Origin of the sequence: Paraburkholderia lacunae (assembly GCF_003353175.1) — a bacterium.
Taxonomy (GTDB): domain Bacteria; phylum Pseudomonadota; class Gammaproteobacteria; order Burkholderiales; family Burkholderiaceae; genus Paraburkholderia; species Paraburkholderia lacunae.
Genome location: NZ_QHKS01000006.1, coordinates 299,437 through 322,084 on the forward strand (window position 1 = coordinate 299,437; position 22,648 = coordinate 322,084).

The following is a 22,648-nucleotide window of genomic DNA, read 5'->3' on the forward strand; positions in this document are numbered from 1 at the left end:
CAGCAGGCAAAAATCATCGACTCGACCGGATCAATCCATACAGGGGGAGGCATGGAAACCAGACGTGAGCGAGCGTTGGTCCTCCATGGTGGTGGATCGGCCGGCAATGCGTGGGAGATCGGCGTCGTCGCCGGCCTGTTCGATGCCGGGTTGGATGTGACCGAGGCCGATTTGATCATCGGGACGTCGGCTGGATCGACTGCAGTGGCCCAGATCACTAGCGCGACCCCGACCGAACTGCTTGCCGCCATCCTTTCCGCTGCATCCCAGCAACGGACTGGTCCGAACGGACCCGAGGGTGGACGCGTTCCCATTGGGCCGGCGGCGAACCATATGGAGATAACGAGCCGAATCATCGCCGCCGCTGAGGATGCGGCCGATATGCGCCGCAGAATGGGTGCGGCGGCGCTCGAAATGGACGCGGCGTCGGACGGCTCCGGGCAAACGCGGTGGCGCGCTGTCGTCGCCGCTCGGCTGCCCAGTCAGCGCTGGCCGGAACGGCCGTTACTCATCACGGCGGTCGATGCCCATACCGGCGAACCGGTCGTGTTCGACCGCCACAGCGGAGTCGACCTCGTGGACGCCGTCGCCGCCAGCACTTCCAACGGCTTCGGTGTCCCTCCCTACAGCATCGGCGACAACCGATACATCGACGGCGGCTACCGACGCAACGAGAATGCCGATCTGGCAGCCGGATACGCACGGGTGCTGGTGCTGTCGCCCTTCGGTGGCAGATCACGGCATCCGCTGGAGTGGGGCATGCACCTTGCTGCACAGGTCGACGAACTCCGCGCGGGCAACAGCAGAGTCGAGGCGATCTTCCCGGACGGCGACTCGCTCAGCGCGTTCGGTCTCAACATGATGGATCTGTCGACGCGTCCGCCCGCTGCTCAAGCCGGTTACAACCAAGGCAGAGCCCTTGCCGATCAGCTCACCGAATTCTGGCGCTGACGCCTAACATCCGCTTCGACAGTCTTGAAGTGGTCAGCCAAGAAAAATGACTGATCGGCCGCCTTCTCGCTTCGATCGCGCTTTCCAGTATGGAAGGACACTGTCTTTCTCATGCCTCGCGAGCGCGTGCGCCTGGTGATTAATTTCGGCGCGCATACTGGGACGTTTCTCTATCACTGCCACATGCTCGAGCACGAGGAGTCAGGCCTGATGCGCAACTATCTGGTTCTGACATGACGAAATAATCGGACGAGGTTTCTCAGATATCCGTTCACGCAAACATGAAGGAGGACATCATGAAATTTTCACGCCGACGTTTTATTGCGGCCACCACCGTCCTGACATCCGCGCTGGCCTTTGGACGCCGCGCGGCGGCGGCAGATGCCGGTGCCGTGCAGGAATCCGATGCAAACGCCCAGGCCCTTGGTTACAAGACGGATGCAAGCCGGGTCGATCATACGAAGTTTCCGAAATTTCAGGCTGGCCAGGCCTGTGTGAACTGCCAGTTCTTCCAGGGCAAGACCGGCGACGCGATGGCGCCGTGCACGATTTTCGGCGGCAAGCAGGTCAATGCAAAAGGCTGGTGCAGCGCCTATGTGAAGAAAGCGTAGCAGGTGATTGATCGAGGCGTTCATCATGGCATCACGCCGCGTTGTCGCGATTATCCGGCCAGAAGTGCTGGAAGCCCCCGAGAAGGAGGTGCGTGCAATCGATACGCATCGTGTCACGATCAGATCACGAGCATTTTCGTCTCACCCGGAACGAGCGATCGAGCGCGATCGGCCTGATGCCAGGCTACTTGCGCAACCCTGTGACCGAGCTCAATTTTCTCTTTGGCGAAATCTCTATTGCTGCTCGGATCAGGACAATGCGGCGCGCCACTATCACAGTTTCTACAATTACGGGAGCAACCTCCGGAAATGCTGACGTAGAATAAAGAATCCTCGCTCGAGGATGAGCTGATAGTAAAAAAAGGAGTGCCAACATGAGACGCCTTTATTTCCTCGTACCCGATACGCAGATGGCGAAGGCGATCGTCGACGACTTGCTGCGCGCGCGTATCATCTGGCGCCATATCCACATCCTCGCCAATCACAGTGTCACGCTCGATCAGTTGCCTGAAGCGTCTTTGCTGCAAAGCAGCGATGTCGTGCACTCGCTCGAGCGCGGCGTCGCACTCGGCGGCGCGACTGGCGCGCTTCTCGGCCTCGTCGCGCTTGTGTACCCCCCTGCGGAGCTCGCGATTGCGGGCGGCGCCGTCGTCGCGTTGACGGTGGCGGGAGCGGGCTTCGGGGCGTGGACGGCCGCGATGATCGGCATCGCCGAGCCGAATGCGCGACTCGAGCGATTTCGTGACGCTATAAAGGAAGGCCAGATCCTGATCATGGCCGACGTGCCGGGATCACGAGAGCAGGAAATCGAGCAGATGGTCGCCCAGCATTTTCCGAAGGCCGATCTGGAGGGCGGCGAGCCTACGACGCCGATCTTCCCCTGAAACTCGAAAACCCGCATACACAACACCTGAGCTGACGCCCACAACCGCGCGGCGCAACAATCTCCGTTCCATGGCGCACCGGCCCCCGCCGGTGCCTCGCCAGAACTGATCGACGCGTATCGACGACCCCGCCATCGCCGACACGCTGATGCTGAACTTCGAGCAGAACGCCGTGGTGCCATGCGACGTGCAGGGTTTTTCTACCTTGCGTTGGCACCCATATCTGCCATCCTGAATCGCACAAGGGACGCACTTTTGGCGCGAGCGGCGCTCAAGCTAAGCAAGTCGCGCTTTCGGGACCTGAGTGTGCCGAAGTTGAACTGTCGACAAGGAGGTCGTATGGAACTGCACATTCAATCACACCATTGGGAACGGCGCATGCCCGACTGGCTCGCCGCTGCCGTGGCCGGTTTTGCGGGTGCTGCCCTGGTGATCGTGCTGGAATTCCTCTGGTCGATCATGGTGCTCAATGAAAGCCCGTGGCGACCGACCCACAAGATCGCGGCGATGGTGATGGGCCCGAGTGCGCTCGAACAGATGTCGTACTTCAGCTTTGGCATCGTGGCGACGGCGCTGGTACTGCACTACGTACTCGGCGCCATCATGGGGATGATTCTCGGAGCGGTCATTGCGCCTTTCCGCTTCGATTCGAGTGTGGGCATGGAGGCTGTCATTGGGGTGGCCTTCGGGATCGTCGCGTATGTGTGGAACTTCTATGTCATGACGGCCGTGTTCCCATGGTTCGTCTCGGAGCGGGGTTCCGGACCCTTGTTGGCAAACCTGCTGTTCGGTGTGGTCACCGCCATCGTCTACGGCTTGCTGCAACGGCGCAGGCAGGACGCGATCGCCTGACGCGCCGTTTTTCCCCGCGTCGCCGATCGGGTCTGTTCACGTGTGCGACATACGCACGTCGCACACGTGAACAGACCCTAAACACCCGGCGCCCTCGGGAGACGACCGCCTCGGCAACCCATGCTGGAGGCAGCCGTTTTGCATTGCATCGCAGCAAGTGACGCCTTCATTCGCGCGATCCGTATATGGGGCGCGCTTCCCCTTGCGCTGCCTTGCACGATGCAGAGGAGAGGACTACCTTTATTTTAGAGCCGCTTACTACGCTCAGCGAAGCGGTCCTGGCAGACGTGCCGGCACGGACAGTACGAAGTACGGCAAGGCGGCACGTCTGCCAGGCGCTTTTTTGCTAGCGGCTCCAGCGAGTGAAACGCAGCGAGGCGGCCTATGGCGCTTGCGATTGCCCTGAGCCTGATCGTCGTATTGGCGGTAGGGTTTCACTTTGCCAGTCCCTGGTGGATCACGCCGATCGCCTCGAACTGGGTGCGCATGGACGACATGCTGACGATCACGATCGTCATTACCGGCGCGCTCTTCATCGCAATCAACCTGTTCATCGCGGTCGCACTGATGCGCTACCGCCACCGCGGGGGGCATCGCGCTGCGTACGAGCCGCACAACAAGCGGCTGGAATGGTGGCTGATCGGCCTCACCACGGTCGGCGTGGCAGCGTTGCTGGCACCGGGGCTCTTCGTCTACGCGGACTACGTACGGCCGCCGTCCAACGTGCTGCAGATGGAAGTGCTCGGCCAGCAATGGCAATGGCGCTTCCGCTTTGCCGGCCCCGGTGGCAAGCTGGGCACGACGGACGTGCGCTACATCAGCAACGACAACCCCTTCGGCATGAACCCCGGCGACCCCAACGGCCGTGACAATTACCTGATCGAAACGCCCGAGGTGCACCTGCCGCTCAACCGGCCGATCCAGGTCCTGACACGGTCGCGCGACGTGCTGCACGACTTCTACGTACCGCCGTTCCGCGCGCGCATGAACATGGTGCCCGGCATGGTGACCACCTTCTGGTTCACGCCGACCAAGGCGGGGCGTTACGACATCCTGTGCGCGCAGCTTTGCGGTATTGGGCACTCCAACATGCGCGGCGTGGTGGTGGTGGAGGACGAAGCATCGTTCTCGCGCTGGCTGGCGCAGCAGAGCACGTTCGCGCAGCGGCAGCAGGCCAACGTGCAGGCCGCACCCGCCTCTGCAGGCGGCAGCGCCCAGGCGCTTGCTGACCAGGGCAAGACGCTCGCGGAGGTCAAGGGCTGCGTCGCCTGCCATACCGTGGACGGCAGTCCGCGCGTGGGCCCCACCTGGAAGGGCCTGTACGGCAAGACCGAAACGATGGCCGACGGCGGCACCGCGAAGGTGGACGAAGCTTATCTGCGCGCCTTCATCCGCGACCCGAAGGCCCGCGTCGTGAAGGGCTTCGCACCCATCATGCCGACCTTCGACCTGAGCGAGCAGGAGCTGACCGCGCTGGTGACCTACATCGAATCGCAAGGCGGCCCGGCCGCCAGCAGCACAGCCAAACCCTAGCGGAGCAGACGCAATGTCCTACGCGCACACCGACCACGTCCCGCAAAGCTTCTGGACCCGCTATGTCTGGAGCCAGGACCACAAGGTCATCGCCGTGCAGTATTCGCTGACGGCCATCGCCATCGGACTGGTCGGCCTTGTGTTGTCGAACCTGATGCGCTTGCAGCTCGGCTTTCCCGGCAAGTTCAGTTTCATCGACGCCAACCACTACTACCAGTTCGTCACCATGCACGGGATGATCATGGTGATCTACCTGCTGACGGCGCTGTTTCTGGGCGGCTTCGGCAACTACCTGATCCCGCTGATGCTGGGCGCGCGCGACATGGTGTTCCCGTTTCTCAACATGCTGAGCTACTGGGTCTACCTGCTGGCCGTACTGGTGCTGGTGTCGAGCTTCTTCGTGCCAGGCGGGCCGACCGGCGCGGGCTGGACGCTGTATCCACCCCAGGCCATTCTGCCGGGTACGCCGGGCGTGGAATGGGGCATCGTGTTGATGCTGGTGTCGCTGGCGATTTTCATCGTTGCGGCAACGATGGGCGGCTTGAACTACGTCACCACCACGCTGCAGGCGCGTACGCGCGGCATGACCCTCATGCGCATGCCGCTCACGGTGTGGGGCATCTTCATGGCGACCATCCTGGCGCTGCTGGCGTTTCCGGCGCTGTTCGTGTCGGCGGTGATGATGCTGCTCGACAGGACACTCGGCACCAGCTTCTTCATGCCGGCCGTGGTGTCGATGGGGCAGACGCTCAAGCATGCCGGCGGCAGTCCGCTGCTGTTCCAGCACCTGTTCTGGTTCTTCGGGCATCCGGAGGTCTATATCGTCGCGCTGCCGGCCTTTGGCATCGTGTCGGACCTCATCAGCACGCACGCGCGCAAGAACATCTTCGGCTACAAGATGATGGTGTGGGCCATCATCATCATCGGTGTGCTGAGCTTCGTGGTCTGGGCGCACCACATGTTCATCGCCGGCATGAATCCGTACTTCGGCTTCTTCTTTGCCACCACCACGCTCATCATCGCCGTCCCGACCGCCCTCAAGGTCTACAACTGGGTGCTAACGCTGTGGCGCGGCGATATCCACCTGACCGTGCCGATGCTGTTTGCCATCGGCTTCATCAGCACCTTCGTCCTGGGTGGGCTGACCGGGCTCTACCTCGGCAACGTGAGCGTGGACATTCCGCTGTCGAACACGTACTTCGTGGTGGCGCACTTCCATATGGTGATGGGCGTGTCGCCGATCCTGGTGGTGTTTGGCGGCATCTACCACTGGTATCCGAAGGTGACGGGCCGCATGCTCAACGACACGATCGGGCGCGTGCACTTCTGGGTCACCTTCCTCGGCACCTATGCGATCTACTTCCCGATGCACTATCTCGGCATCCTGGGCATGCCGCGGCGGTATTACGCGTATGAGGGCTACAGCTTCATTCCACATTCGGCGCAGACGCTCAACACGTTCATCACCGTCATTGCGCTGATCGTTGCGGCGGCGCAGTTGCTGTTCCTGTACAACCTGGCGTGGAGCCTCGTGCGCGGCAAGCGTGCCGACAGCAACCCGTGGCGGGCCACCACGCTGGAATGGCAGACGCCGCAAACGCCGCCCGTGCATGGCAACTGGGGCGCCGCGCCGCCCGTCGTCTACCGCTGGGCGTACGAATACAGCCCGCCGGGACACGAGGAAGACTTCGTCCCGCAAAACCAGCCGCCTGCGACGGCGTCTGAACCGGTCCACCCGACGCTTCAACCCGGCGAGGCACGCGAATGACCACACTGCCCCGCCCCTTCGTTCCTGGCGCGCCACCGGTCTTGCCGAATGCGAGCCGCGTCGGCCTGATCGTTTTCATGGCGGTGGCAACGACATTGTTTTCACTGCTGCTGCTCGCCTATGTCATGCGCATGCGCGAGCCCGACTGGCAGCCGATCCCGCATCCGGCGCAGCTGTGGTGGAACACCGGTGCGCTGGTGCTGGCAAGCATTGCCATGCAGCGTGCCCGGCAGATGACCTTACACCGCGCGGCGTGGCTGGTGTCCGGCGGTGTGCTGGCGGCCGTGTTCGTGATCGGACAACTGGCCGCCTGGCGCATGCTGTCGGCGGCCGGGCAGACCGTCACCGTCAATCCTTCCAATAGCTTCCTCTATCTGCTCACCGGCCTGCACGGGTTGCATGTGCTGGGCGGGCTGGTGGCCTGGGCCGTGACGATCGCGTATCTCCAGCGCTCGGACCCCTTCCGAACCCAGCGCGCCATCGTGCTGTGCGCCATCTACTGGCATTTCCTGCTGGCTGTCTGGCTCGTGCTGCTGGCGGCAATGTGGTGGATCACCCCTGAGTTCGTCGCCGCCATCTGCGGGCCGCTGTATGGAGCCGCGCCATGACCACGCCCACGCTCCCCACCGAATCCGCTGCCACCGCGCCGACCGACGCCGGGCCTGACGGCTGGCGCGGCATCGTCACGGACTGGTCGGCCGACCGCGAAGCCTTCAAGGTGCCGTGGGGCAAGGCGATGATGTGGATCTTCCTGCTGTCGGACACCTTCATCTTCAGCAGTTTCCTGATCGGCTACATGACGGTGCGCATGTCGACCACGGTGCCTTGGCCTGACCCTTCCAAGGTGTTCGCGCTCACTGTGGGCGGCGTGGATGTGCCCTTGCTGCTGATCGCCATCATGACGTTCATCCTGATCACCAGCAGCGGCACCATGGCGATGGCTGTCAATTTTGGCTACCGGCGCAACGCAAAGCGCGCCGCCACATTGTTGCTGGCGACCGCGCTGCTGGGCGTGAGCTTCGTGTCGATGCAGGCCTTCGAATGGAGCAAGCTGATCTTCCATGAAGGTATCCGCCCCTGGGGCAACGCGATGGGCGCGGCGCAGTTTGGCGCCTGCTTCTTCATGATCACCGGGTTCCACGGCTTTCACGTGAGCTGCGGTGTGATCTACCTGCTGCTGATCGCACGCAAGATCCTGCAGCCGGGGTTCACCGAGCACGGCAACTTCCAGATCGTCGAGATTGCCGGCTTGTACTGGCACTTCGTCGACCTGGTGTGGGTGTTCATCTTTGCGCTGTTCTATTTGTGGTGAGGCAGACCATGGACCACACCGATCTCGCCCATCGACCCGACGCCGCGCGCGGGCAGCAGCATCCGATCGGCCTCTACCTGAAGATCTGGGGGCTGCTGTTCGTACTGAGCACGATGTCGTACATGGTGGATTACTTCCACGTGCAGGGCCTGCTGCGCTGGACGCTGATCGTCGTCCTCATGATCGCCAAGGCCGGGCTGATCGTGTCGATTTTCATGCACATGATGTGGGAGCGGTTGGCGCTGGTGTACGCCATCCTGATACCGCCCCTGTGTCTGCTGGTGCTGCTGGTCCTGATGGCTGCCGAAGCGCATCACACCTTCGGCATGCGGGAACTCTTCTTCCACTGATCCCTTCGCCGACCGTTCCTCAGGTGACGGGCGTTGCGTCCCGCGCCTGGGTGAAATCACTCAGCAGGTCGGCTTCGTCTTCAATGCCGACCGAGACGCGCACCAGCGAATCGGCAATGCCCATCGACGCGCGCCGCTCGGGGCCCGTTTCCCAGTAGATGGTCGGCGCAACCGGAATCACCAGCGTGCGCGTGTCGCCCAGGTGCGTCGCGCGAACGGCTTCGTTCGTCGGCGCCGGTGGACCGCCGCGCGAAACGGAGCTCTCCCAAAGGTACGCGAGAACGATCTACACATGCCTGTGTGGGCGTGGCATGCGCCGATAATTTCGTCTATGACACTTCGATGATGACCTTCAATTGTTGTTGGCCGGGCTAAGCAGCCGTCTGTGGCGACTCCAGGTCGCCCGCAAGCGCAACGACGAACACAGGCATTGGCACCATCTCACGCGCGATACGCCCGGGCAGGCCTACGCCGTCCCATGTTTCGAAAATGTGACGCAGTGCGGCGTCGGTAACGCTCGAAAGACCTAGCATGCGTGCGACCTCGCCTGACACCTCGCAGTGGATTTGTGCAAGGGGCAGCATCACAGCGCCGGCACCGCCGGATGCTTCGAGCGGCCCGGCCCAGCCTGGCCGGCCTTCGAGCATCGGATGCGGTCCTCGACCGCTGCCCAGCTCCAGCGGTTTTTATCCATCCGTCGAGACGGTAACGGTCTCCCACGCATCGATCTCATTCTCCAATGCCGACAATTTGCCTCGCACGAGGCCGAGTGCATCGCTGCCGAGCAAAAGATGCGCGGGCGGGCGATCCGCAGCAATGGCGGCGAGCATCGCGCGCGCTGCTTTCCTGGGATCTCCCAATTGCTTGCCGCTTTTTTCCTCACGGGCTTTGCGGATGGGGTCGAAGATATCGTCGTAATCCGCAATCGAGCGGGGCGTCCGCGTCATCGAGCGGCCTGCCCAATCCGTGCGGAACGAGCCCGGTGCCACGGCTGTCACGGCAATGCCGAAAGACTTGACCTCTTTGCCGAGCGCCTCGGAGATGCCCTCCAGCGCGAATTTGCTCCCGCAGTAATAAGCGATTCCCGGCATCGTGATGTAGCCGCCCATCGACGTGATATTCAGAATGTGGCCGCGGCGGCGCTCGCGCATGAAGGGCAGGACGGCCTTCATCATGGCGACCGCACCAAATACATTCACATCGAACTGTTGGCGCATTTCCGACAACGGCGATTCTTCCATGATGCCCTCGTGGCCGTAGCCGGCATTGTTGACCAGCACATCGATTGGTCCGACGCCAGCCTCGATTTCCGCCACGACGCCATCGATGGCGTCGAAGTCGGTTACGTCGAGCACACGCCCCCAAGCGGCATTCGCGGACACAGACTCAAAATCACGCTTTGCCTGGGCACTTCTCACCGTACCGACGACCTTGTGACCCACCGCCAGCGCTTCTTGTGCGAGCGCGCGGCCAAAGCCGCTGCTGACCCCAGTGATAAGCAGAGTTTTACTGGATGCCATTGAAGCTTCTCCTGAATGTCGATTGGAGAGTGCATACTAGTCTGACGAACGAGGCAAAGTAAGTCGATTTTCGCTAATTTTCTTGCATAAAACTATGAGCACGATACGTGCTTCGACCCGGCATCCGGATCTATCCTCCCGAAGCCAGAAACGCATGGTTGCCCTGCTGCGCGCGTTGGCTCCCGAGGAGGGCTACAACCTGACGGCACTGCCGAGCGTCCGCATCCTGCGGTCGAACCGCGCACTGTCGCGCACGCCGGTTCTGTACGACCCCGGCATCGTGATCGTTTGCCAGGGCCGCAAGCGAGGTTACTTCGGCGAACAGCTCTATCTGTACGACGAGCACCACTACCTGGCCGTGTCCGTGCCTGTGCCGTTCAGCATGGAGACCGACGCGACCGAGGAGCGTCCACTGCTAGCGCTGTACCTGCACCTCGATTTCACATTGGCCGCCGAACTGGCGGCACAAATTGACCGCGAAGGCGTAACAACGCGCGCACCACCGCCTCAGAGCATGATGTCGACGCCGATGGATGACGCGATGCAGACGTCCGTGTTGCGCTTTCTCGAGGCGATGCACCGGCCGCTCGAAGCCGCTGTGCTGGGCCCGGGCCTGCTGCGCGAACTGTATTTCCGCGTGCTCACCGGGGCCCAGGGAGGCTCGATGCGAGAGGCTTTGGCGATGCGAGGACAGTTCGGCAGGATAGGCAAATCACTACGCCTTATCCATGCCGGCTACGCGCAATCGCTTGACGTGACGCAGCTTGCCGCGGAAGCGGGTATGAGCGTCCCGAGCTTCCACAGCCACTTCAAGGCGATCACGCAGGTGTCGCCCATGCAGTACGTGAAGTCGACGCGTCTGCATCAGGCTCGCCTGTTGATGGTGCGCCAGGACCTGACCGCGGAGGCGGCGAGCCACGCCGTGGGTTACACGAGCTCGTCCCAGTTCAGCAGGGAGTTCAAGCGTCTCTTCGGCTTGACGCCGGCGGCGGAGACGAAGCGTATGCGCGAGAGCTTCGCCATTCCGGCAGCGTTTGCTGATGCGACGTACGTCTCGTCGCACTGAGTTTGGCACGTTTCGATTTGGCGATAGCGTTACGGCGTCGCAAAGGTGCGACAAACGAGCGCTCGCGTTGATCCGTTAGCCGACTGCGACGAACGTCCGCTAAACGGCGAGGAACAGGCGCCCACGTTATCGTCACGCTGGACTGTTTCTGGCCGAACTTCGCCCGATGCGGTCGGCACAACTCGAACGGCGACGGTGCAGCCGTGCAGTCAATCGCGAGGAAGACTGGCTGCGCGCATCACATTGCATCACTCGGTCGGCTCTGAAACGATCCCGAATCCCGTGCAGGCGATCATTGGGGTAGCGGAAGAGTCCTTCGCCGTTTCACACGTTGTCCCACGGCGGCAAACCCGAAAATGCATCGACCAGAAAATCGATTGCCGCACGCACTTTGGCGCTCACGTGACGACGGCTCGGATACAGTGCAAGCACATCGATGTCCGGCAAACGGTATTCAGGCAACACTCTAACGAGCTTGCCCGTGCGAAGGTCGTCGCCAATCAGAAACGTGGGCTGCCAGATAATGCCTCGTCCGGCAAGCGCCGCCGCGCGCGCTGTATCGCCGTTATTGGTGTGCATGCGACAGTTGACCTGAACAGGGTGATCGCGGCCGTTGCTGTCTGTCAGTTGCCAATCGTCCCCTGTGGCTGCATAGGTGTAACCGATGCACTGGTGTCTGAGCAGATCCTGCGGTATTTCCGGATACCCCCATTGGTTCAGATAGTCAGGAGAAGCGCACAGCACGTTTCTCGATGTCGCCAGTTTGCGGGCTGCGTGCTCGGTCGTGCCGGCACGCGAGATGCGAATGGCCAGATCGAAACCTTCCTCGACGATGTCGACAACGCGATCGATGAGCGCGATTTCAAGTTCGACATCGGGATATCTCTGCATGAACTCAGGCCACAGCGGCGCCAGGTGCAGCACACCGAAGCTGACAGGAGCATTGATACGCAATCGACCGCGCGGCTCGATTGACGTTCTTGACAGCAGCCCCTCCGTTTCGGCGACGTCTTCGAGGATAGTCCTGCATCGCGAATAAAGCGTGTCGCCTCCCTCGGTAAGCGACAACTTGCGTGAGGTGCGATTGAGCAGCCGGGTGCCGAGATGCGTCTCCAGTTCATTCACGTAGCGGGTCACGTTCGCAGGCGAGGTGTCGAGCGCATCGGCCGCACGCGCAAAGCTGCCCCGGTTGACCACAGTCACGAAAACCTCAAAAGCGCGCAGACGGTCCATACAACGCCTCGATCATTCACAAAAGCTGAATGATACAGCCATCTTTTATGCCTTCCTGTAACAAGAAGCGAATCCTATAGTTCACATCACGGAGCCGGGCATTGGGCATCGGTCCACGAATGAAGCTGGAGATTGAACATGCAACGCTTATCAGGAAAGGTCGCTATCGTCACGGGCGCGAGTGCTGGCATTGGCAGGGCTGCCGCAAAACTGTTCGCCGCTGAAGGCGCCAAGGTCGTCGTGGCCGCGCGCCGCGAAGCCGAGCTTGACACGCTCGTCACGGAGATCGTTGGCGCAGGCGGCACGGCCGTGTCGCTAGCAGGGGACGTGCAATCCGAAGACTTCGCGAAAGCGCTCGTCGCACTCGCTGTCAGCCGGTTCGGGCGCCTTGACATCGCCTATAACAATGCCGGAACGCTGGGAGAAATGGGACCGTCAACCGGCGTCTCGGAAGCGGGTTGGTCGTCCACATTGGCCACTAACCTGACGAGCGCGTTTCTGGGCGCCAAGTATCAGATCCCCGAGATGGTCAAGCAGGGCGGCGGATCGATCATCTTCACCTCGACGTTCGTCGGCTATTCGTTCGCCTTCCCAGGCACTGCGGCCTATGCTGCGAGCAAAGCCGGGTTGATCGGACTCACGCAGGCACTGGCGGCCGAATTCGGTCCGCAAGGTGTGCGCGTCAACGCAATCCTCCCGGGCGCGGTCGACACCGAGATGTATCGCGGCATGAATGACACGTCGGAATCGCAGGCATTCGTCACGGGCCTGCACGCGCTCAAGCGCGTCGCGAAACCTGAAGAGCTTGCGCGCTCGGCCCTCTATCTTGCTTCCGACGATTCGTCGTTCGTCACGGGTACGGCTTCATTGGTCGACGGCGGGGCTTCGATTACACGTACTTGAGCCTGTTTCAGGGCAGCGTTCGCGGGTATGCGGATTCCGACGACCGCGCGCGAACGCGTCGTCGGCCCGCTCCCTTGACGAGACCGGCCAGGCCCGTGTCTGGATGACCGTTATCGGTTGAAACACCGACGCCGGAGTGTCCTGGCGCGAGTGCCGACCAACGTCTGCAGTTGGGCCGACCTCTGCCCGATGCGGCCGACGCCTGGTCGACCCTCAACGGTCCTTCAACTATCCCAATAGCGGCCACACAAGCTCGTCAAACTTCGAGGCTCATCGACCGCGCGACTTTTTGAGCGAGATCCGATCCTGATGCGATTGGCCTATACGTCGGCGAACTCTGTTTCATCAGGACTACGTGGTCGTCCACCAGAACGTTTCTGCAACCGTCAATAGTTTCCTTCGTCAACGCGCCGGCATTCACCCTGCCGAGTTCTCTTAAAAGCGAAAATGTAGCGATTGTCGCGTGCCCGCAATGAGCAATCTGTCGCGTCGGCGTGAAGAACTCTAATTTGACGGTTGCCACGTCCGATTTCGACACGAACGCCGTTTCAACAATTCAGTGTCTGCGCGTCAGCGCGGCTGGTTTGCGGCGTCATGGGCCGCGGCGCGCACGCGTTCTTCCTGGGCCTGCAACTCGGGTGTGAATTCGGCGCCGAAATCGGCGGCATCGAACAGCGGGCGAATCTCGATCTCCGATTCTCCTTCCATGGGGTTGGGGCAGCGCTTGACCCATTCGACGGCTTCCTCCATCGATTTGACCTGCCACAGCCAGAACCCGGCGACAAGTTCCTTGGTCTCCGCGAACGGTCCGTCGATCACGCTGCGCTGGCTGCCCGAAAAGCGTACCCGTTTGCCCCGGACGCTCGGGTGCAAGCCCTCGCCCGCGAGCATCACGCCGGCCTTGACGAGTTCTTCGTTGAAGTTGCCCATTGCCGTGAGCAGCTCCGTGCTCGGCATCTTGCCGGCTTCTGACTCGCTCGTCGCCTTGACCATCACCATGACACGCATCGTCGTTCTCCTTGAGTGAGTAGTTGGAGTCGCGCGATCCCGAAGTAGATTCAGGATCGAACGGCGGCTCTGATACTACGACGAATCGGGATGACTGAAATCGACACCGCTTGAAAAAAATGGGTGCGGCTTGGTGGAATTGCCGGATGTGCCAACGGCGAATGCCCTGGCACCCGAGCTCATGCGTCCAGCCACGGCAACTCGCTGGCGGGCTTGCGGATGCCGGGATCCTGCTCGAACCTGCACTGCCACACCCGGCGGGTGACCGCTTCAGCTTCCGCCTTCGGCCGTACCGTGACCGCCGGTACCTAGTGCATGACCATTTTGAATTCATCGAGCCCTAGCTTGATGGGCTCCGCGGGCTTGAAGGATTGTTTGAGTTCCGCCACCTTCAATATCTCGAACTGCGCGTCTTCGAACGCGATGAGAAGGTCGGTCCGCCGCCTGCTCGCGGCCCCGCAATATCTGATCAGCGCCTCAGCGCTCACCTCGAAGATCTGCGCGCGATCATCAAAGCAGACACGAAAGGCCACGGTTGCGCATTCCGTGACACAGGGCCTGAACCCCTCGTCGACATAGACCGACATGGCGACCTCCCGACACACGCCCGAACTGACAGGATGACGGAGCGTCAATTTCAGGTATGTGGGAAAACCGGCATTACTCGCGAAGTGGATATTCAGCGCTTGCTGCGGAATGCGCTGGAGCGCTCACCGCTTCACCCGGCTTGCCCAAGCGCGTCGATCGCGGAACGCAGGCAAGCGGAAAACTGCGCGATCGCGGGTTGCTGATGTTGCGTGCCTCGCTGCACGAGGCCGATTTCACGGTTGAACGTGTCTTCTCCCAAAGACAGCGCGACGACATTCTTCGGCAAGTGAAGCGCGGCCGCCTCGGGAACCAGCGAAATTCCCACGCCTTGCGCGACGAGCCCCACGATCCCCTGCAGTTCATCCAGTTCGACCACGTCATGCACCGTGACCCGGATCCTTCTCAGGAAACGATCGACGAGCCGGCCGCCGAAGGAATTCCGGTCGTACCTCACAAAGGGTTCTGTCTTGAGCAGCGTGCGCCATGACTGATCCGCCAGCTCGCGGGGAACCAGCAGCGCAAAGGCCTCGGTAATCAAGGTGCGCCACTGCAGCTCGGCGGGCAACGCGAATGGCGGTTTGATGATCACCGCGATATCCACCTCGCCCGAGTCCACCTGTGTCAGCAGATTGAGCGATACGCCGGGAACGACGCGAATTCTCCATCCTGGCGAATGCTGACGGAACTGTTGAATCGCGCTGATGAGAAACGACGCTTGCGCCGATGCAATGGCGCCGATGCGCAGGATGCCTGAGCGCTCCGCGTCGCCGCTTTTTTCCGCCAGCCGCGCGTAAGCGGACAAGACGTCTTCGGCCAGTTTGACCGTTTGTTTGCCGGCCTCGTTGAGCGTCGCGGAGCGGCCCGTTCGATCGAAGAGCGCGAAACCCAGGTCTTCTTCCAGCCGCTGAATTTGTGCGGAGACGGCCGATTGCGTGAGCCCGATATGCGAGCCGGCGCTCGCAAAGGTGCCGTAGCGCACGACAGCCAGGAAGGTTTTCAGCTCTCGCATCATGGGTCGATTGGTCCGATCGATTGATCGAAATTATTGTTGCTGAGGGTGAAAATATATCGCTTTTTCGCTATTTTTGTCATCCCTAGACTGCTTCTCATGGCGTGGCCAACGGGTCGTTCCAGCACGGCGGGATAGCGCGGTTGCGCTCCCGTCGCCGTCTACATCCTTCAACTTATATCGGTCCGACCATGAGCGACACGACTGCCGTCATCCCTCCTTTTCACCTCGCATTTCCGGTGCACAGCATCTCCGCGGCGCGCGAATTCTATGGCGATCTGCTGGGCTGTCCTGAAGGACGCAGCGCCGCCGACTGGGTGGACTTCAATTTTTACGGTCATCAGATCGTGGCTCATCTGGCGCCGGAAGAAGCCGGTCACCGCACGACTAGTGAAGTAGACGGCGACGCCGTGCCGGTCCGGCACTTCGGCGTCGTGCTGCCGATGGAGCAGTGGCACGCTGCTTCGGACAGGCTGACCGCGGCCGGGACCGACTTCATCATCGAACCTCACATCCGTTTCAAGGGCGAAGTGGGCGAACAGGCCACGATGTTCTTCCTCGACCCGTCGGGCAACGCGCTCGAAATCAAGGCGTTCGCCAATATCGAGTCGCTGTTCGCGAAGTAAGCGTTCAGCCGTGTAGTCACTTCCCGAACGACGGCGCTGCTTATTGCGCCGTCCAACGCGCCGCGCATCGCGCCGAATCTGCCCCGCAGCCGGATCATGTCCCATGAAAAGCGAACCTGTCCTGCCGGAAGCTGTTCCTGAGAATTCATGGTCGCTCTTCCCGTCGGGCGAGAGCCTGCTGATCATCGAGGTGGCAGGAAGCGACCGCGTCGAGCAGAACCGCCGGGCGCGAGCCTTCGCGGCGCGCGTGGCGGCCGCGCAGCTCGACTTCGTGATCGACATCGCGCCCGCCATGACGACTGTCGGCATTCACTACGCGCCGTCGCGAGTTCCGCTCCCGCATGAAACGCACGCGCCTTACGACGCGCTGGCGAAGGTGGTGGCCGGCCTGCTCGAAAGCGCATCCGAGGCGCAGCCCGAGTCGGCGCGCGTCGTGGAGATTCCCGTGTGCTACGGCGGGGAACATGGGCCGGATCTCGAGGAAGTGGCCCGCTCGTGCGGTCTCGCCACCGGCGAGATCATCGCGCTGCACAGTGATTCGCTGGTGGACGTGATGCTGCTCGGGTTCGCACCGGGACACCCGTATATCGGCATGTTCGACAAACGCCTGTCGCCGGCCAGGCGCGCGACACCTCGCACGGCGGTCGCTCCCGGCTCCATCGGTCTCGCCAACCGGCAAACCGTCATCTATCCGATGGCGCTGCCGGGCGGCTGGAATCTGATCGGCCGCACACCATGCCGGATGTTCGATCCGTCGCGCGAAACGCCGTGTCTGATGAACGCGGGCGACCGGATCCGCTTCATGCCGATCACGCCGGAGCAGTTCCAGGCCTATGAATCGGCGAGCCGGTATGCGGGAGCCGCGCGATGAGCATCGAAGTCATCAAGCCGGGTGCGTTGAGCACGTTTCAGGATCTCGGCCGTGTGGGCCATCAGCATCTCGGCATTCCGGTCAACGGCGTGATGGATGAACGGGCACACCGGCTGGCCAATGCGCTGGTCGGCAACGCGCCCACTGTGCCGACGCTCGAAATCACGTTGATGGGACCGACGCTCAGGTTTCACGAGAAGGCGACGATTGCGTTCTGTGGCGGGAATCTCGACTGCCAGCTCGATGGACAGCCGCTCTTCAGCGATTGCGCCCTGGAGGTGCCGGCGGGCTGCGACATATCGTTCGGCACTCGTTATGCAGGGCTGCGTACGTATTTCGCGGTGCGTGGCGGCTTTTCGATCGAGCCGGTGATGGGCAGCGCGAGCACGTTCGCGCGCGGCGGTTACGGTGGGCACGCCGGTCGGCCGCTGAAGAAGGGCGACATGTTGTTCACTCAGGAAAGCTTCACCTGCCGAAGCGCCTCGCTCTCTTTAGAAACGGTGTTTGCCGAAGACGTGCTGTTATCGCATGACGCGCCGATCAGAATCACGCCTGGGCGCGAATGGCGCTACTTCACGGCGAACGCAAGGCGAACTCTCGAGCACGAGACATACCAGATCACGGCGCAGTCCGACCGCATGGGTTATCGCCTGCAAGGCCCGGTGCTCAGCCTCGTTGCGCGTCGGGAAGTGGTGTCCGAGGCCGTGGGTTTCGGCGCGATCCAGGTGCCCGCCGATGGTCGGCCGATCATCCTGATGGCGGACCGCCAGACAACCGGCGGCTATCCGAAGATCGCGCACGTATGCGCTGTCGATTTGCCGCGTCTTGCCCAGCGGATACCCGGAGACGACGTGCGCTTCGAGCTGGTCGATCTTGCGGAGGCACAGCGCCTGTTTCTGTCCCAGGAGCGAAGTTTTGCGCAGCTCGCGCATTGGTGCCGAGCGTGATCGTCGCGATCTGAAGCGCGATTTCCGCAGCGATTTCAACCTCGACTTCAACCCCGGCCTCGGCGGGACGTAGTCCATCTTTCATCCTCACAACGGAACGCAAAATGCCCCACGTCCCAACCGCCACCCTCGACGCAGACATCCCGGCTGCGCCCCTCTCGACAAGGCAAGTCGCTCGCAAGGCAGCGACCGCCGCAGCTGTCGGAACCGCGATCGAATACTACGAATTCGGCGTGTACGGTTACATGGCCGCGGTAATCGGGCCGCTGTTCTTCCCGTCGGACAATCCGACCGCCGCGCTGCTGTCGATCCTGGCGATCTTCGGCAGTGCGTTTCTCATGCGTCCAGTCGGCGGAATCGTACTGGGGCGTCTCGGCGACAAGCTCGGGCGCCGCGCCATCCTGCTGGTGACCGTGATCGGGATGGGCATGGCGACCGCTGTCGTCGGCTTGCTGCCGACTGCGGCGAGCGCAGGAGTCTTCGCGCCGGCGGCACTGCTGGTGGTGCGTCTGGCGCAGGGATTTTTCTCGGGCGCGGAGGTGACCGGTGCAGCGGCTTATGTCGCTGAATCCGCGCCTCGCGGACGCCGCGGATTATACGGCGCGTTCACGCCAGTCGGTGTCGCATTGGGCGGCGCGCTTGCCGCGGCAGTCTGCGGGTTGACTACCGCACTCGTCAGCTCGTCGCAGCTGCACGACTGGGGCTGGCGGATTCCCTTCCTCGCGGCGGTTCCGCTCGTGCTGATATCGGCTTGTGTGCGCAAACGGGTCGAAGAGTCGGTTGCATTCAGGAAGACGCTCGAACACAGCGAGCCGCTGAAAGCGCCGCTCAAGGAAGTCTTTGCGCACCATCGCGCGGCCATGCTGAAGGTCTTCCTGATTTCGTTCGGACAGAATGCCGGCTACTGGGTGGGCTTCGTCTTCATGAACATCTACATGACCACGTACCTGAAATACGACAAGGCGAGCGTCTACTGGATCATGTCGATCGTCAGCATTTCGATGGCCGTGCTGATGCCGGTGTGGGGCGGACTGTCCGACCGCATCGGCCGCCGCCGCGTGCTGGCGATCGGATTTGCCGGATACATCGTGCTGGTGTTCCCGATGATGATGCTCATGAACCACCAGAATCTCGCTCTCGCTTTCCTCTCGATGTTTATCGTCGCGCTGCCGATGCCCGTCGTTCAATCGGTCGGATATCCGACCTATGCCGAGCAATTCCCGACGCGGGTCCGCTACACCGGGATGGCCTTCAGCTTCAATTTCGGCGCCATTTTCGGCGGCGGCGTGACGCCTTACATTGCGACCGCGTTGATCGGCAAGACCGCCAACCTGCTGAGTCCCGCGTTCATACTCGTCGGTGCGGCGGCCATCGCTTTGCTGACGCTGACCAGGACGCGCGAAACGGCGGATGCCTCCTTGCTGTAAAGGCCAATCCGCCGAACAGAATTCAACCCGATATCAACCCACTCCGGCTAGCAGACCTTGTCATGAAGCAGGCAATCAGCGAAGCGCCACGAGGCAATATCCTGCCCGGTTGGGCGGCCACGCCTCGCGGTGCGAGAGCACGCATTCGCGCCGGATTCAACGGCAACACGAGCGGCATGGCGCCCGGCTTTGCGCAGGGAAACCTCGTGATTCTGCCGCAGTCGTGGGCTGGCGATTTCATCGGGTACTGCCGCGCCAATCCCACGCCTTGTCCGCTCATCGGCATGACCGAGGCCGGCAGCAGTCTTGTGCCGATGCTGGGCGATGACGTCGACCTGCGCACCGACATTCCACGCTATCGGGTCTGGCGCGGTGGCGCTCTCGTGGAGGAGCGGGACGATATCTCCGCGATCTGGCAGGACGACTTCGTGGGTTTCGTGCTCGGTTGTTCGCTATCGTTCGAGCACGCTCTGGAATTGGCGGGGCTGCGTGTGCGGCACGTGGACGAAGGCAAGGTCGTTCCAATGTACCGCACCTCCATTCAGACGAAACCCGTTGGCGCTTTTCGCGGACCGATGGTCGTGTCGATGCGGCCGTATACGCCGGCCGAAGCGGCGATCGCCTATGAGGTTTGTCGGCCGTTGCCGGGTGCGCACGGTGCGCCGGTCCACATGGGCGATCCGGCGCTGATCGGCATCGCGAATGTGGACGTGCCCGATGAGGGCGAGCCGACGGAAATCCGCGCCGGCGAGATTCCGGTTTTCTGGGGTTGCGGCGTCACGCCTCAGGCTGCGGCGGTGGAAGCGCGGCCGCCGATATGCATCACTCACGCCCCCGGTTACATGCTGGTTTGCGATGTCAGGACCGAGGATCTGAAGCTGATTCGGTAAGATCGGCGCCACCGCCACCGCCACCGCCACCGCCACCGCCACCGCCACCGCCACCGCCACCGCCACCGCCGCCGGTGCTACCCCGGCACCACGGCGAGCATCCCGTCGCCGCAAAGGCCTGCGGGTTTGCACTGCATGTTGGCCGTAGTGAAATCCTTATTTTGTTCTACGCTATAAGCGCGACCTCCCGCGTTACGGCTATTGGAGAGGGCCTCTGAATCAGCTGCGTTCGCTGAAGGTGCTCGCCGCAGTGCAGGGCAATGAGCAGAGTCCCTTAAGCAGTCCAATGAGCAGTCCAATGAGCCGGCGGCCGATCGTTAATCAACCATTCGTCTGACTACAACCCTGTTAGCCGGACGCCGCCGCTTCGACAGCGGCGGCGGTACCTTGGCGACCCCTTTCATGGAGAGGAAGATGTCGATTCGATTAGGAGAAGAAGCTCCCGATTTCACCGCTGAAACGACCGAGGGGACGATCCATTTTCATGAATGGATCGGCGACAACTGGGTGATCCTGTTCTCGCATCCGAAAGACTTCACGCCCGTTTGCACCACTGAGCTGGGATACATGGCGGGGCTCAAGCCGGAGTTCGACAAGCGCAACACGAAAATCATCGGACTCAGCGTGGACCCCGTGAGCGACCACCAGAAATGGGTGAAGGACATCGAAGAGACGCAGGGACATGCCATCAACTACCCGATGATCGGCGACGCGGATCTGAACGTCGCGAAGCTCTACGACATGATTCACCCGAACGCGAGCGGCGGCCCGCGCACCGCTGTGGACAACGCAACGGTACGCTCGGTGTTCCTCATCGGGCCCGACAAGAAGGTCAAGGCGATGCTCGTGTACCCGATGAGCGCGGGCCGTAATTTCGACGAGGTGCTGCGCCTGCTCGATTCGCTGCAGCTGAACGCCAAGCACACGGTGGCGACGCCGGTGAACTGGAAACCGGGTGACGACGTCATCATTCCGACATCTGTCTCGGACGATGACGCCAGGAAGAAATATCCGCAGGGATTCAAAACCTTGAAACCGTATCTGCGGTATGTGCAGCAACCGAAGTAACGGGCCGGCTGAAGCGGGGCGGCGGGTGCCGGCCAATCCGGGCCGGTGCCCGCCGTGACGCCCGCTGATTGCAGGGCGGCTCGGCGGCGCCGCTTCTGCCGCCATTCTCGAAGACCCGCAAGCGCGGGCGACGGAGCGCCATCGTGCTGATCTTCCGGCAATTGTTCGACCAGCAATCGTCCACCTACACGTATCTTCTTGCCGATAGCGCTACGGCGGAAGCTGTGCTGATCGATCCGGTATTCGAACAGGTACGCCGCGACACCGCACTGATCGGCGAGCTGCGATTGCGCCTGCTGTATACCATCGACACCCACGTTCACGCCGATCATGTGACCGGCGCGTGGATGCACAAGCAGCGCACGGGCAGCCGGATCGCGATATCGGCCGCGAGCGGCGCCGAGGGCGCTGACCGCTACCTGAGCCATGGCGACAGATGCGGATTCGGCGCACGGTATCTGACGGTGCGTGCCACGCCTGGTCATACGAACGGCTGCATCAGCCTCGTGCTCGACGACGAGAGCATGGCGTTTACCGGCGATTGCCTGCTGATTCGCGGAACCGGCCGGACGGATTTCCAGCACGGCGATGCGCGCGCGATGTTCCGGGCTGTCCACGAGCAGATTTTCACGCTGCCCGACGCGTGCCTGCTCTACCCGGCCCACGACTATCGCGGTCTGACCGTCACGAGCGCAGGTGAGGAGCGGCGCTTCAATCCGCGCCTGGGCGGTGCGCTTTGCGAGGACGACTTCGCTGTCTACATGACGAATCTGGGGCTGCCGCATCCGAGGCAGATCGACGTAGCGGTGCCGGCGAATCTGAAATGCGGGCTCGCCGCGGGCGTTCCCACGCAAATGGCCGAGGCCGGTTGGGCGCCGCTGACCTACACCTTTGCGGGCATCTGGGAAATCGATCCGCAATGGCTCGAGGAAAATCCCGGTTCGGTCCAGATCGTCGATGTACGCGAGCCTGCCGAGTTCGACGGGCCGCTAGGGCGCATTCCCGATGCCCGGCTCATTTCACTTGGCGAGCTGGCCGCACGCGCCGGCGAGCTCGCTCGGGAGCGCCCGATCGTGACGGTCTGCCGGGCCGGCGGACGGTCGGCGCAAGCCACGGCCATCCTGCGGCAGGCAGGATTCGAAGCCGTCGCCAATCTCGCCGGCGGCATGCTTCGCTGGCGCGCGGAAGGCCGCGCCGTCGAGAACGGCGAGATGTAGCCGTCCTTCGCCAC

General features: G+C 62.2%; 24 protein-coding genes and 4 pseudogenes. 20 read left to right on the forward strand and 8 right to left on the reverse strand.

What is annotated here, in order from left to right; translation table 11 throughout:
* Window positions 1–51: 51 nt before the first annotated feature.
* From DLM46_RS11545 to DLM46_RS11600, 11 genes and pseudogenes are all read left to right on the forward strand, one after another.
* Window positions 52–951 carry a patatin-like phospholipase family protein gene (locus DLM46_RS11545; protein ID WP_115100884.1) on the forward strand — a complete coding sequence of 300 codons (900 nt, stop codon included), beginning with the start codon at window positions 52–54 and terminating at the stop codon, window positions 949–951.
* Between the two features lie 96 nt (window positions 952–1,047).
* Window positions 1,048–1,188: pseudogene (locus tag DLM46_RS11550) on the forward strand (multicopper oxidase domain-containing protein); the annotation flags it as partial.
* Window positions 1,189–1,247: 59 nt separating this feature from the next.
* Complete coding sequence (locus DLM46_RS11555) at window positions 1,248–1,562, forward strand: high-potential iron-sulfur protein (protein WP_115100954.1); 315 nt, start codon at window positions 1,248–1,250, stop codon at window positions 1,560–1,562.
* Window positions 1,563–1,936: 374 nt separating this feature from the next.
* Window positions 1,937–2,446 carry a DUF1269 domain-containing protein gene (locus tag DLM46_RS11565; protein WP_115100886.1) on the forward strand — a complete coding sequence of 170 codons (510 nt, stop codon included), beginning with the start codon at window positions 1,937–1,939 and terminating at the stop codon, window positions 2,444–2,446.
* Between the two features lie 118 nt (window positions 2,447–2,564).
* A pseudogene (locus DLM46_RS40180) lies at window positions 2,565–2,681 on the forward strand (DUF3293 domain-containing protein); the annotation flags it as partial.
* 104 nt (window positions 2,682–2,785) lie between these two features.
* Window positions 2,786–3,298, forward strand: a complete 513-nt coding sequence (locus DLM46_RS11575) for a hypothetical protein (protein WP_115100887.1) — start codon at window positions 2,786–2,788, stop codon at window positions 3,296–3,298.
* A 384-nt stretch (window positions 3,299–3,682) separates the two neighbouring features.
* A complete protein-coding gene (locus DLM46_RS11580; RefSeq protein ID WP_115100888.1) occupies window positions 3,683–4,831 on the forward strand; it encodes a cytochrome c oxidase subunit II in 1,149 nt (382 codons plus the stop codon).
* Between the two features lie 13 nt (window positions 4,832–4,844).
* Window positions 4,845–6,599, forward strand: a complete 1,755-nt coding sequence (gene ctaD / locus DLM46_RS11585; protein WP_115100889.1) for a cytochrome c oxidase subunit I — start codon at window positions 4,845–4,847, stop codon at window positions 6,597–6,599.
* Window positions 6,596–7,207 carry a cytochrome c oxidase subunit 3 gene (locus tag DLM46_RS11590; protein WP_115100890.1) on the forward strand — a complete coding sequence of 204 codons (612 nt, stop codon included), beginning with the start codon at window positions 6,596–6,598 and terminating at the stop codon, window positions 7,205–7,207. Before ctaD ends, DLM46_RS11590 begins: the two co-directional genes overlap by 4 nt.
* Window positions 7,204–7,911 carry a heme-copper oxidase subunit III family protein gene (locus DLM46_RS11595; protein ID WP_115100891.1) on the forward strand — a complete coding sequence of 236 codons (708 nt, stop codon included), beginning with the start codon at window positions 7,204–7,206 and terminating at the stop codon, window positions 7,909–7,911. The genes DLM46_RS11590 and DLM46_RS11595 overlap by 4 nt, the downstream gene beginning before the upstream one ends.
* A gap of 8 nt (window positions 7,912–7,919) precedes the next feature.
* Window positions 7,920–8,261, forward strand: coding sequence for a cytochrome C oxidase subunit IV family protein (locus tag DLM46_RS11600; protein ID WP_115100892.1), 342 nt, complete (start codon window positions 7,920–7,922; stop codon window positions 8,259–8,261).
* A gap of 19 nt (window positions 8,262–8,280) precedes the next feature.
* On the opposite strand, the pseudogene DLM46_RS11605 reads toward DLM46_RS11600, so the two are convergent.
* From DLM46_RS11605 to DLM46_RS11615, 3 genes and pseudogenes are all read right to left on the reverse strand, one after another.
* Window positions 8,281–8,481 (reverse strand): annotated as a pseudogene (locus DLM46_RS11605) (PLP-dependent transferase); the annotation flags it as partial.
* Between the two features lie 172 nt (window positions 8,482–8,653).
* Window positions 8,654–8,908, reverse strand: a pseudogene (locus tag DLM46_RS11610) (HD domain-containing phosphohydrolase); the annotation flags it as partial.
* 39 nt (window positions 8,909–8,947) lie between these two features.
* Window positions 8,948–9,781 (reverse strand): oxidoreductase, encoded by an 834-nt coding sequence (locus DLM46_RS11615; protein ID WP_115100893.1) that lies wholly within the window; start codon window positions 9,779–9,781, stop codon window positions 8,948–8,950.
* A 94-nt stretch (window positions 9,782–9,875) separates the two neighbouring features.
* Between DLM46_RS11615 and DLM46_RS11620 the strand changes: the two genes are divergently transcribed.
* The gene (locus tag DLM46_RS11620) at window positions 9,876–10,847 is read left to right on the forward strand and encodes an AraC family transcriptional regulator (RefSeq protein ID WP_115100894.1); all 972 of its coding nucleotides are present in this window, start codon (window positions 9,876–9,878) and stop codon (window positions 10,845–10,847) included.
* Between the two features lie 324 nt (window positions 10,848–11,171).
* Here the strand turns inward: DLM46_RS11620 and DLM46_RS11625 are convergent, their stop codons facing one another.
* A complete protein-coding gene (locus DLM46_RS11625) occupies window positions 11,172–12,080 on the reverse strand; it encodes a LysR family transcriptional regulator (RefSeq protein ID WP_115100895.1) in 909 nt (302 codons plus the stop codon).
* Between the two features lie 138 nt (window positions 12,081–12,218).
* Between DLM46_RS11625 and DLM46_RS11630 the strand changes: the two genes are divergently transcribed.
* The gene (locus DLM46_RS11630) at window positions 12,219–12,983 is read left to right on the forward strand and encodes an SDR family oxidoreductase (RefSeq protein ID WP_115100896.1); all 765 of its coding nucleotides are present in this window, start codon (window positions 12,219–12,221) and stop codon (window positions 12,981–12,983) included.
* Window positions 12,984–13,239: 256 nt separating this feature from the next.
* On the opposite strand, the gene DLM46_RS11635 is transcribed toward DLM46_RS11630, so the two are convergent.
* The 4 genes from DLM46_RS11635 to DLM46_RS11650 form a co-directional block, all read right to left on the reverse strand.
* Window positions 13,240–13,521: a PhzF family phenazine biosynthesis protein gene (locus DLM46_RS11635; RefSeq protein WP_279635183.1), complete on the reverse strand. Its 282-nt coding sequence runs from the start codon at window positions 13,519–13,521 to the stop codon at window positions 13,240–13,242.
* Window positions 13,522–13,553: 32 nt separating this feature from the next.
* Window positions 13,554–13,991 (reverse strand): YciI family protein, encoded by a 438-nt coding sequence (locus tag DLM46_RS11640; RefSeq protein ID WP_115100898.1) that lies wholly within the window; start codon window positions 13,989–13,991, stop codon window positions 13,554–13,556.
* 308 nt (window positions 13,992–14,299) lie between these two features.
* Window positions 14,300–14,578 carry a DUF1488 family protein gene (locus DLM46_RS11645; protein ID WP_115100899.1) on the reverse strand — a complete coding sequence of 93 codons (279 nt, stop codon included), beginning with the start codon at window positions 14,576–14,578 and terminating at the stop codon, window positions 14,300–14,302.
* A 131-nt stretch (window positions 14,579–14,709) separates the two neighbouring features.
* Window positions 14,710–15,591 (reverse strand): LysR family transcriptional regulator, encoded by an 882-nt coding sequence (locus DLM46_RS11650; protein ID WP_115100900.1) that lies wholly within the window; start codon window positions 15,589–15,591, stop codon window positions 14,710–14,712.
* Window positions 15,592–15,779: 188 nt separating this feature from the next.
* Between DLM46_RS11650 and DLM46_RS11655 the strand changes: the two genes are divergently transcribed.
* From DLM46_RS11655 to DLM46_RS11685, 7 genes are all read left to right on the forward strand, one after another.
* Window positions 15,780–16,214, forward strand: coding sequence for a VOC family protein (locus DLM46_RS11655; RefSeq protein ID WP_115100901.1), 435 nt, complete (start codon window positions 15,780–15,782; stop codon window positions 16,212–16,214).
* A 103-nt stretch (window positions 16,215–16,317) separates the two neighbouring features.
* Window positions 16,318–17,085: a 5-oxoprolinase subunit PxpB gene (pxpB, locus tag DLM46_RS11660; protein WP_115100902.1), complete on the forward strand. Its 768-nt coding sequence runs from the start codon at window positions 16,318–16,320 to the stop codon at window positions 17,083–17,085.
* A complete protein-coding gene (locus DLM46_RS11665; RefSeq protein ID WP_115100903.1) occupies window positions 17,082–18,032 on the forward strand; it encodes a 5-oxoprolinase subunit C family protein in 951 nt (316 codons plus the stop codon). Before pxpB ends, DLM46_RS11665 begins: the two co-directional genes overlap by 4 nt.
* Before the next feature lie 104 nt (window positions 18,033–18,136).
* Window positions 18,137–19,459, forward strand: a complete 1,323-nt coding sequence (locus DLM46_RS11670) for an MFS transporter (RefSeq protein WP_115100904.1) — start codon at window positions 18,137–18,139, stop codon at window positions 19,457–19,459.
* A 62-nt stretch (window positions 19,460–19,521) separates the two neighbouring features.
* On the forward strand, window positions 19,522–20,349 hold the full coding sequence (locus tag DLM46_RS11675; protein WP_115100905.1) for a putative hydro-lyase: 828 nt from the start codon (window positions 19,522–19,524) through the stop codon (window positions 20,347–20,349).
* Between the two features lie 414 nt (window positions 20,350–20,763).
* The gene (locus DLM46_RS11680; protein WP_115100906.1) at window positions 20,764–21,417 is read left to right on the forward strand and encodes a peroxiredoxin; all 654 of its coding nucleotides are present in this window, start codon (window positions 20,764–20,766) and stop codon (window positions 21,415–21,417) included.
* A 146-nt stretch (window positions 21,418–21,563) separates the two neighbouring features.
* Window positions 21,564–22,634: a rhodanese-like domain-containing protein gene (locus DLM46_RS11685; protein WP_115100955.1), complete on the forward strand. Its 1,071-nt coding sequence runs from the start codon at window positions 21,564–21,566 to the stop codon at window positions 22,632–22,634.
* Window positions 22,635–22,648 lie beyond the last annotated feature (14 nt).

Bases quoted from the DNA above. Each gene is read 5' to 3' on its own strand.
- DLM46_RS11545 (WP_115100884.1), top strand. From the start codon at position 52: ATGGAAACCAGACGTGAGCGAGCGTTGGTCCTCCATGGTGGTGGATCG.
- DLM46_RS11555 (WP_115100954.1), top strand. From the start codon at position 1,248: ATGAAATTTTCACGCCGACGTTTTATTGCGGCCACCACCGTCCTGACA.
- DLM46_RS11565 (WP_115100886.1), top strand. From the start codon at position 1,937: ATGAGACGCCTTTATTTCCTCGTACCCGATACGCAGATGGCGAAGGCG.
- DLM46_RS11575 (WP_115100887.1), top strand. From the start codon at position 2,786: ATGGAACTGCACATTCAATCACACCATTGGGAACGGCGCATGCCCGAC.
- DLM46_RS11580 (WP_115100888.1), top strand. From the start codon at position 3,683: ATGGCGCTTGCGATTGCCCTGAGCCTGATCGTCGTATTGGCGGTAGGG.
- ctaD (WP_115100889.1), top strand. From the start codon at position 4,845: ATGTCCTACGCGCACACCGACCACGTCCCGCAAAGCTTCTGGACCCGC.
- DLM46_RS11590 (WP_115100890.1), top strand. From the start codon at position 6,596: ATGACCACACTGCCCCGCCCCTTCGTTCCTGGCGCGCCACCGGTCTTG.
- DLM46_RS11595 (WP_115100891.1), top strand. From the start codon at position 7,204: ATGACCACGCCCACGCTCCCCACCGAATCCGCTGCCACCGCGCCGACC.
- DLM46_RS11600 (WP_115100892.1), top strand. From the start codon at position 7,920: ATGGACCACACCGATCTCGCCCATCGACCCGACGCCGCGCGCGGGCAG.
- DLM46_RS11615 (WP_115100893.1), bottom strand. From the start codon at position 9,781: ATGGCATCCAGTAAAACTCTGCTTATCACTGGGGTCAGCAGCGGCTTT.
- DLM46_RS11620 (WP_115100894.1), top strand. From the start codon at position 9,876: ATGAGCACGATACGTGCTTCGACCCGGCATCCGGATCTATCCTCCCGA.
- DLM46_RS11625 (WP_115100895.1), bottom strand. From the start codon at position 12,080: ATGGACCGTCTGCGCGCTTTTGAGGTTTTCGTGACTGTGGTCAACCGG.
- DLM46_RS11630 (WP_115100896.1), top strand. From the start codon at position 12,219: ATGCAACGCTTATCAGGAAAGGTCGCTATCGTCACGGGCGCGAGTGCT.
- DLM46_RS11640 (WP_115100898.1), bottom strand. From the start codon at position 13,991: ATGCGTGTCATGGTGATGGTCAAGGCGACGAGCGAGTCAGAAGCCGGC.
- DLM46_RS11645 (WP_115100899.1), bottom strand. From the start codon at position 14,578: ATGTCGGTCTATGTCGACGAGGGGTTCAGGCCCTGTGTCACGGAATGC.
- DLM46_RS11650 (WP_115100900.1), bottom strand. From the start codon at position 15,591: ATGATGCGAGAGCTGAAAACCTTCCTGGCTGTCGTGCGCTACGGCACC.
- DLM46_RS11655 (WP_115100901.1), top strand. From the start codon at position 15,780: ATGAGCGACACGACTGCCGTCATCCCTCCTTTTCACCTCGCATTTCCG.
- pxpB (WP_115100902.1), top strand. From the start codon at position 16,318: ATGAAAAGCGAACCTGTCCTGCCGGAAGCTGTTCCTGAGAATTCATGG.
- DLM46_RS11665 (WP_115100903.1), top strand. From the start codon at position 17,082: ATGAGCATCGAAGTCATCAAGCCGGGTGCGTTGAGCACGTTTCAGGAT.
- DLM46_RS11670 (WP_115100904.1), top strand. From the start codon at position 18,137: ATGCCCCACGTCCCAACCGCCACCCTCGACGCAGACATCCCGGCTGCG.
- DLM46_RS11675 (WP_115100905.1), top strand. From the start codon at position 19,522: ATGAAGCAGGCAATCAGCGAAGCGCCACGAGGCAATATCCTGCCCGGT.
- DLM46_RS11680 (WP_115100906.1), top strand. From the start codon at position 20,764: ATGTCGATTCGATTAGGAGAAGAAGCTCCCGATTTCACCGCTGAAACG.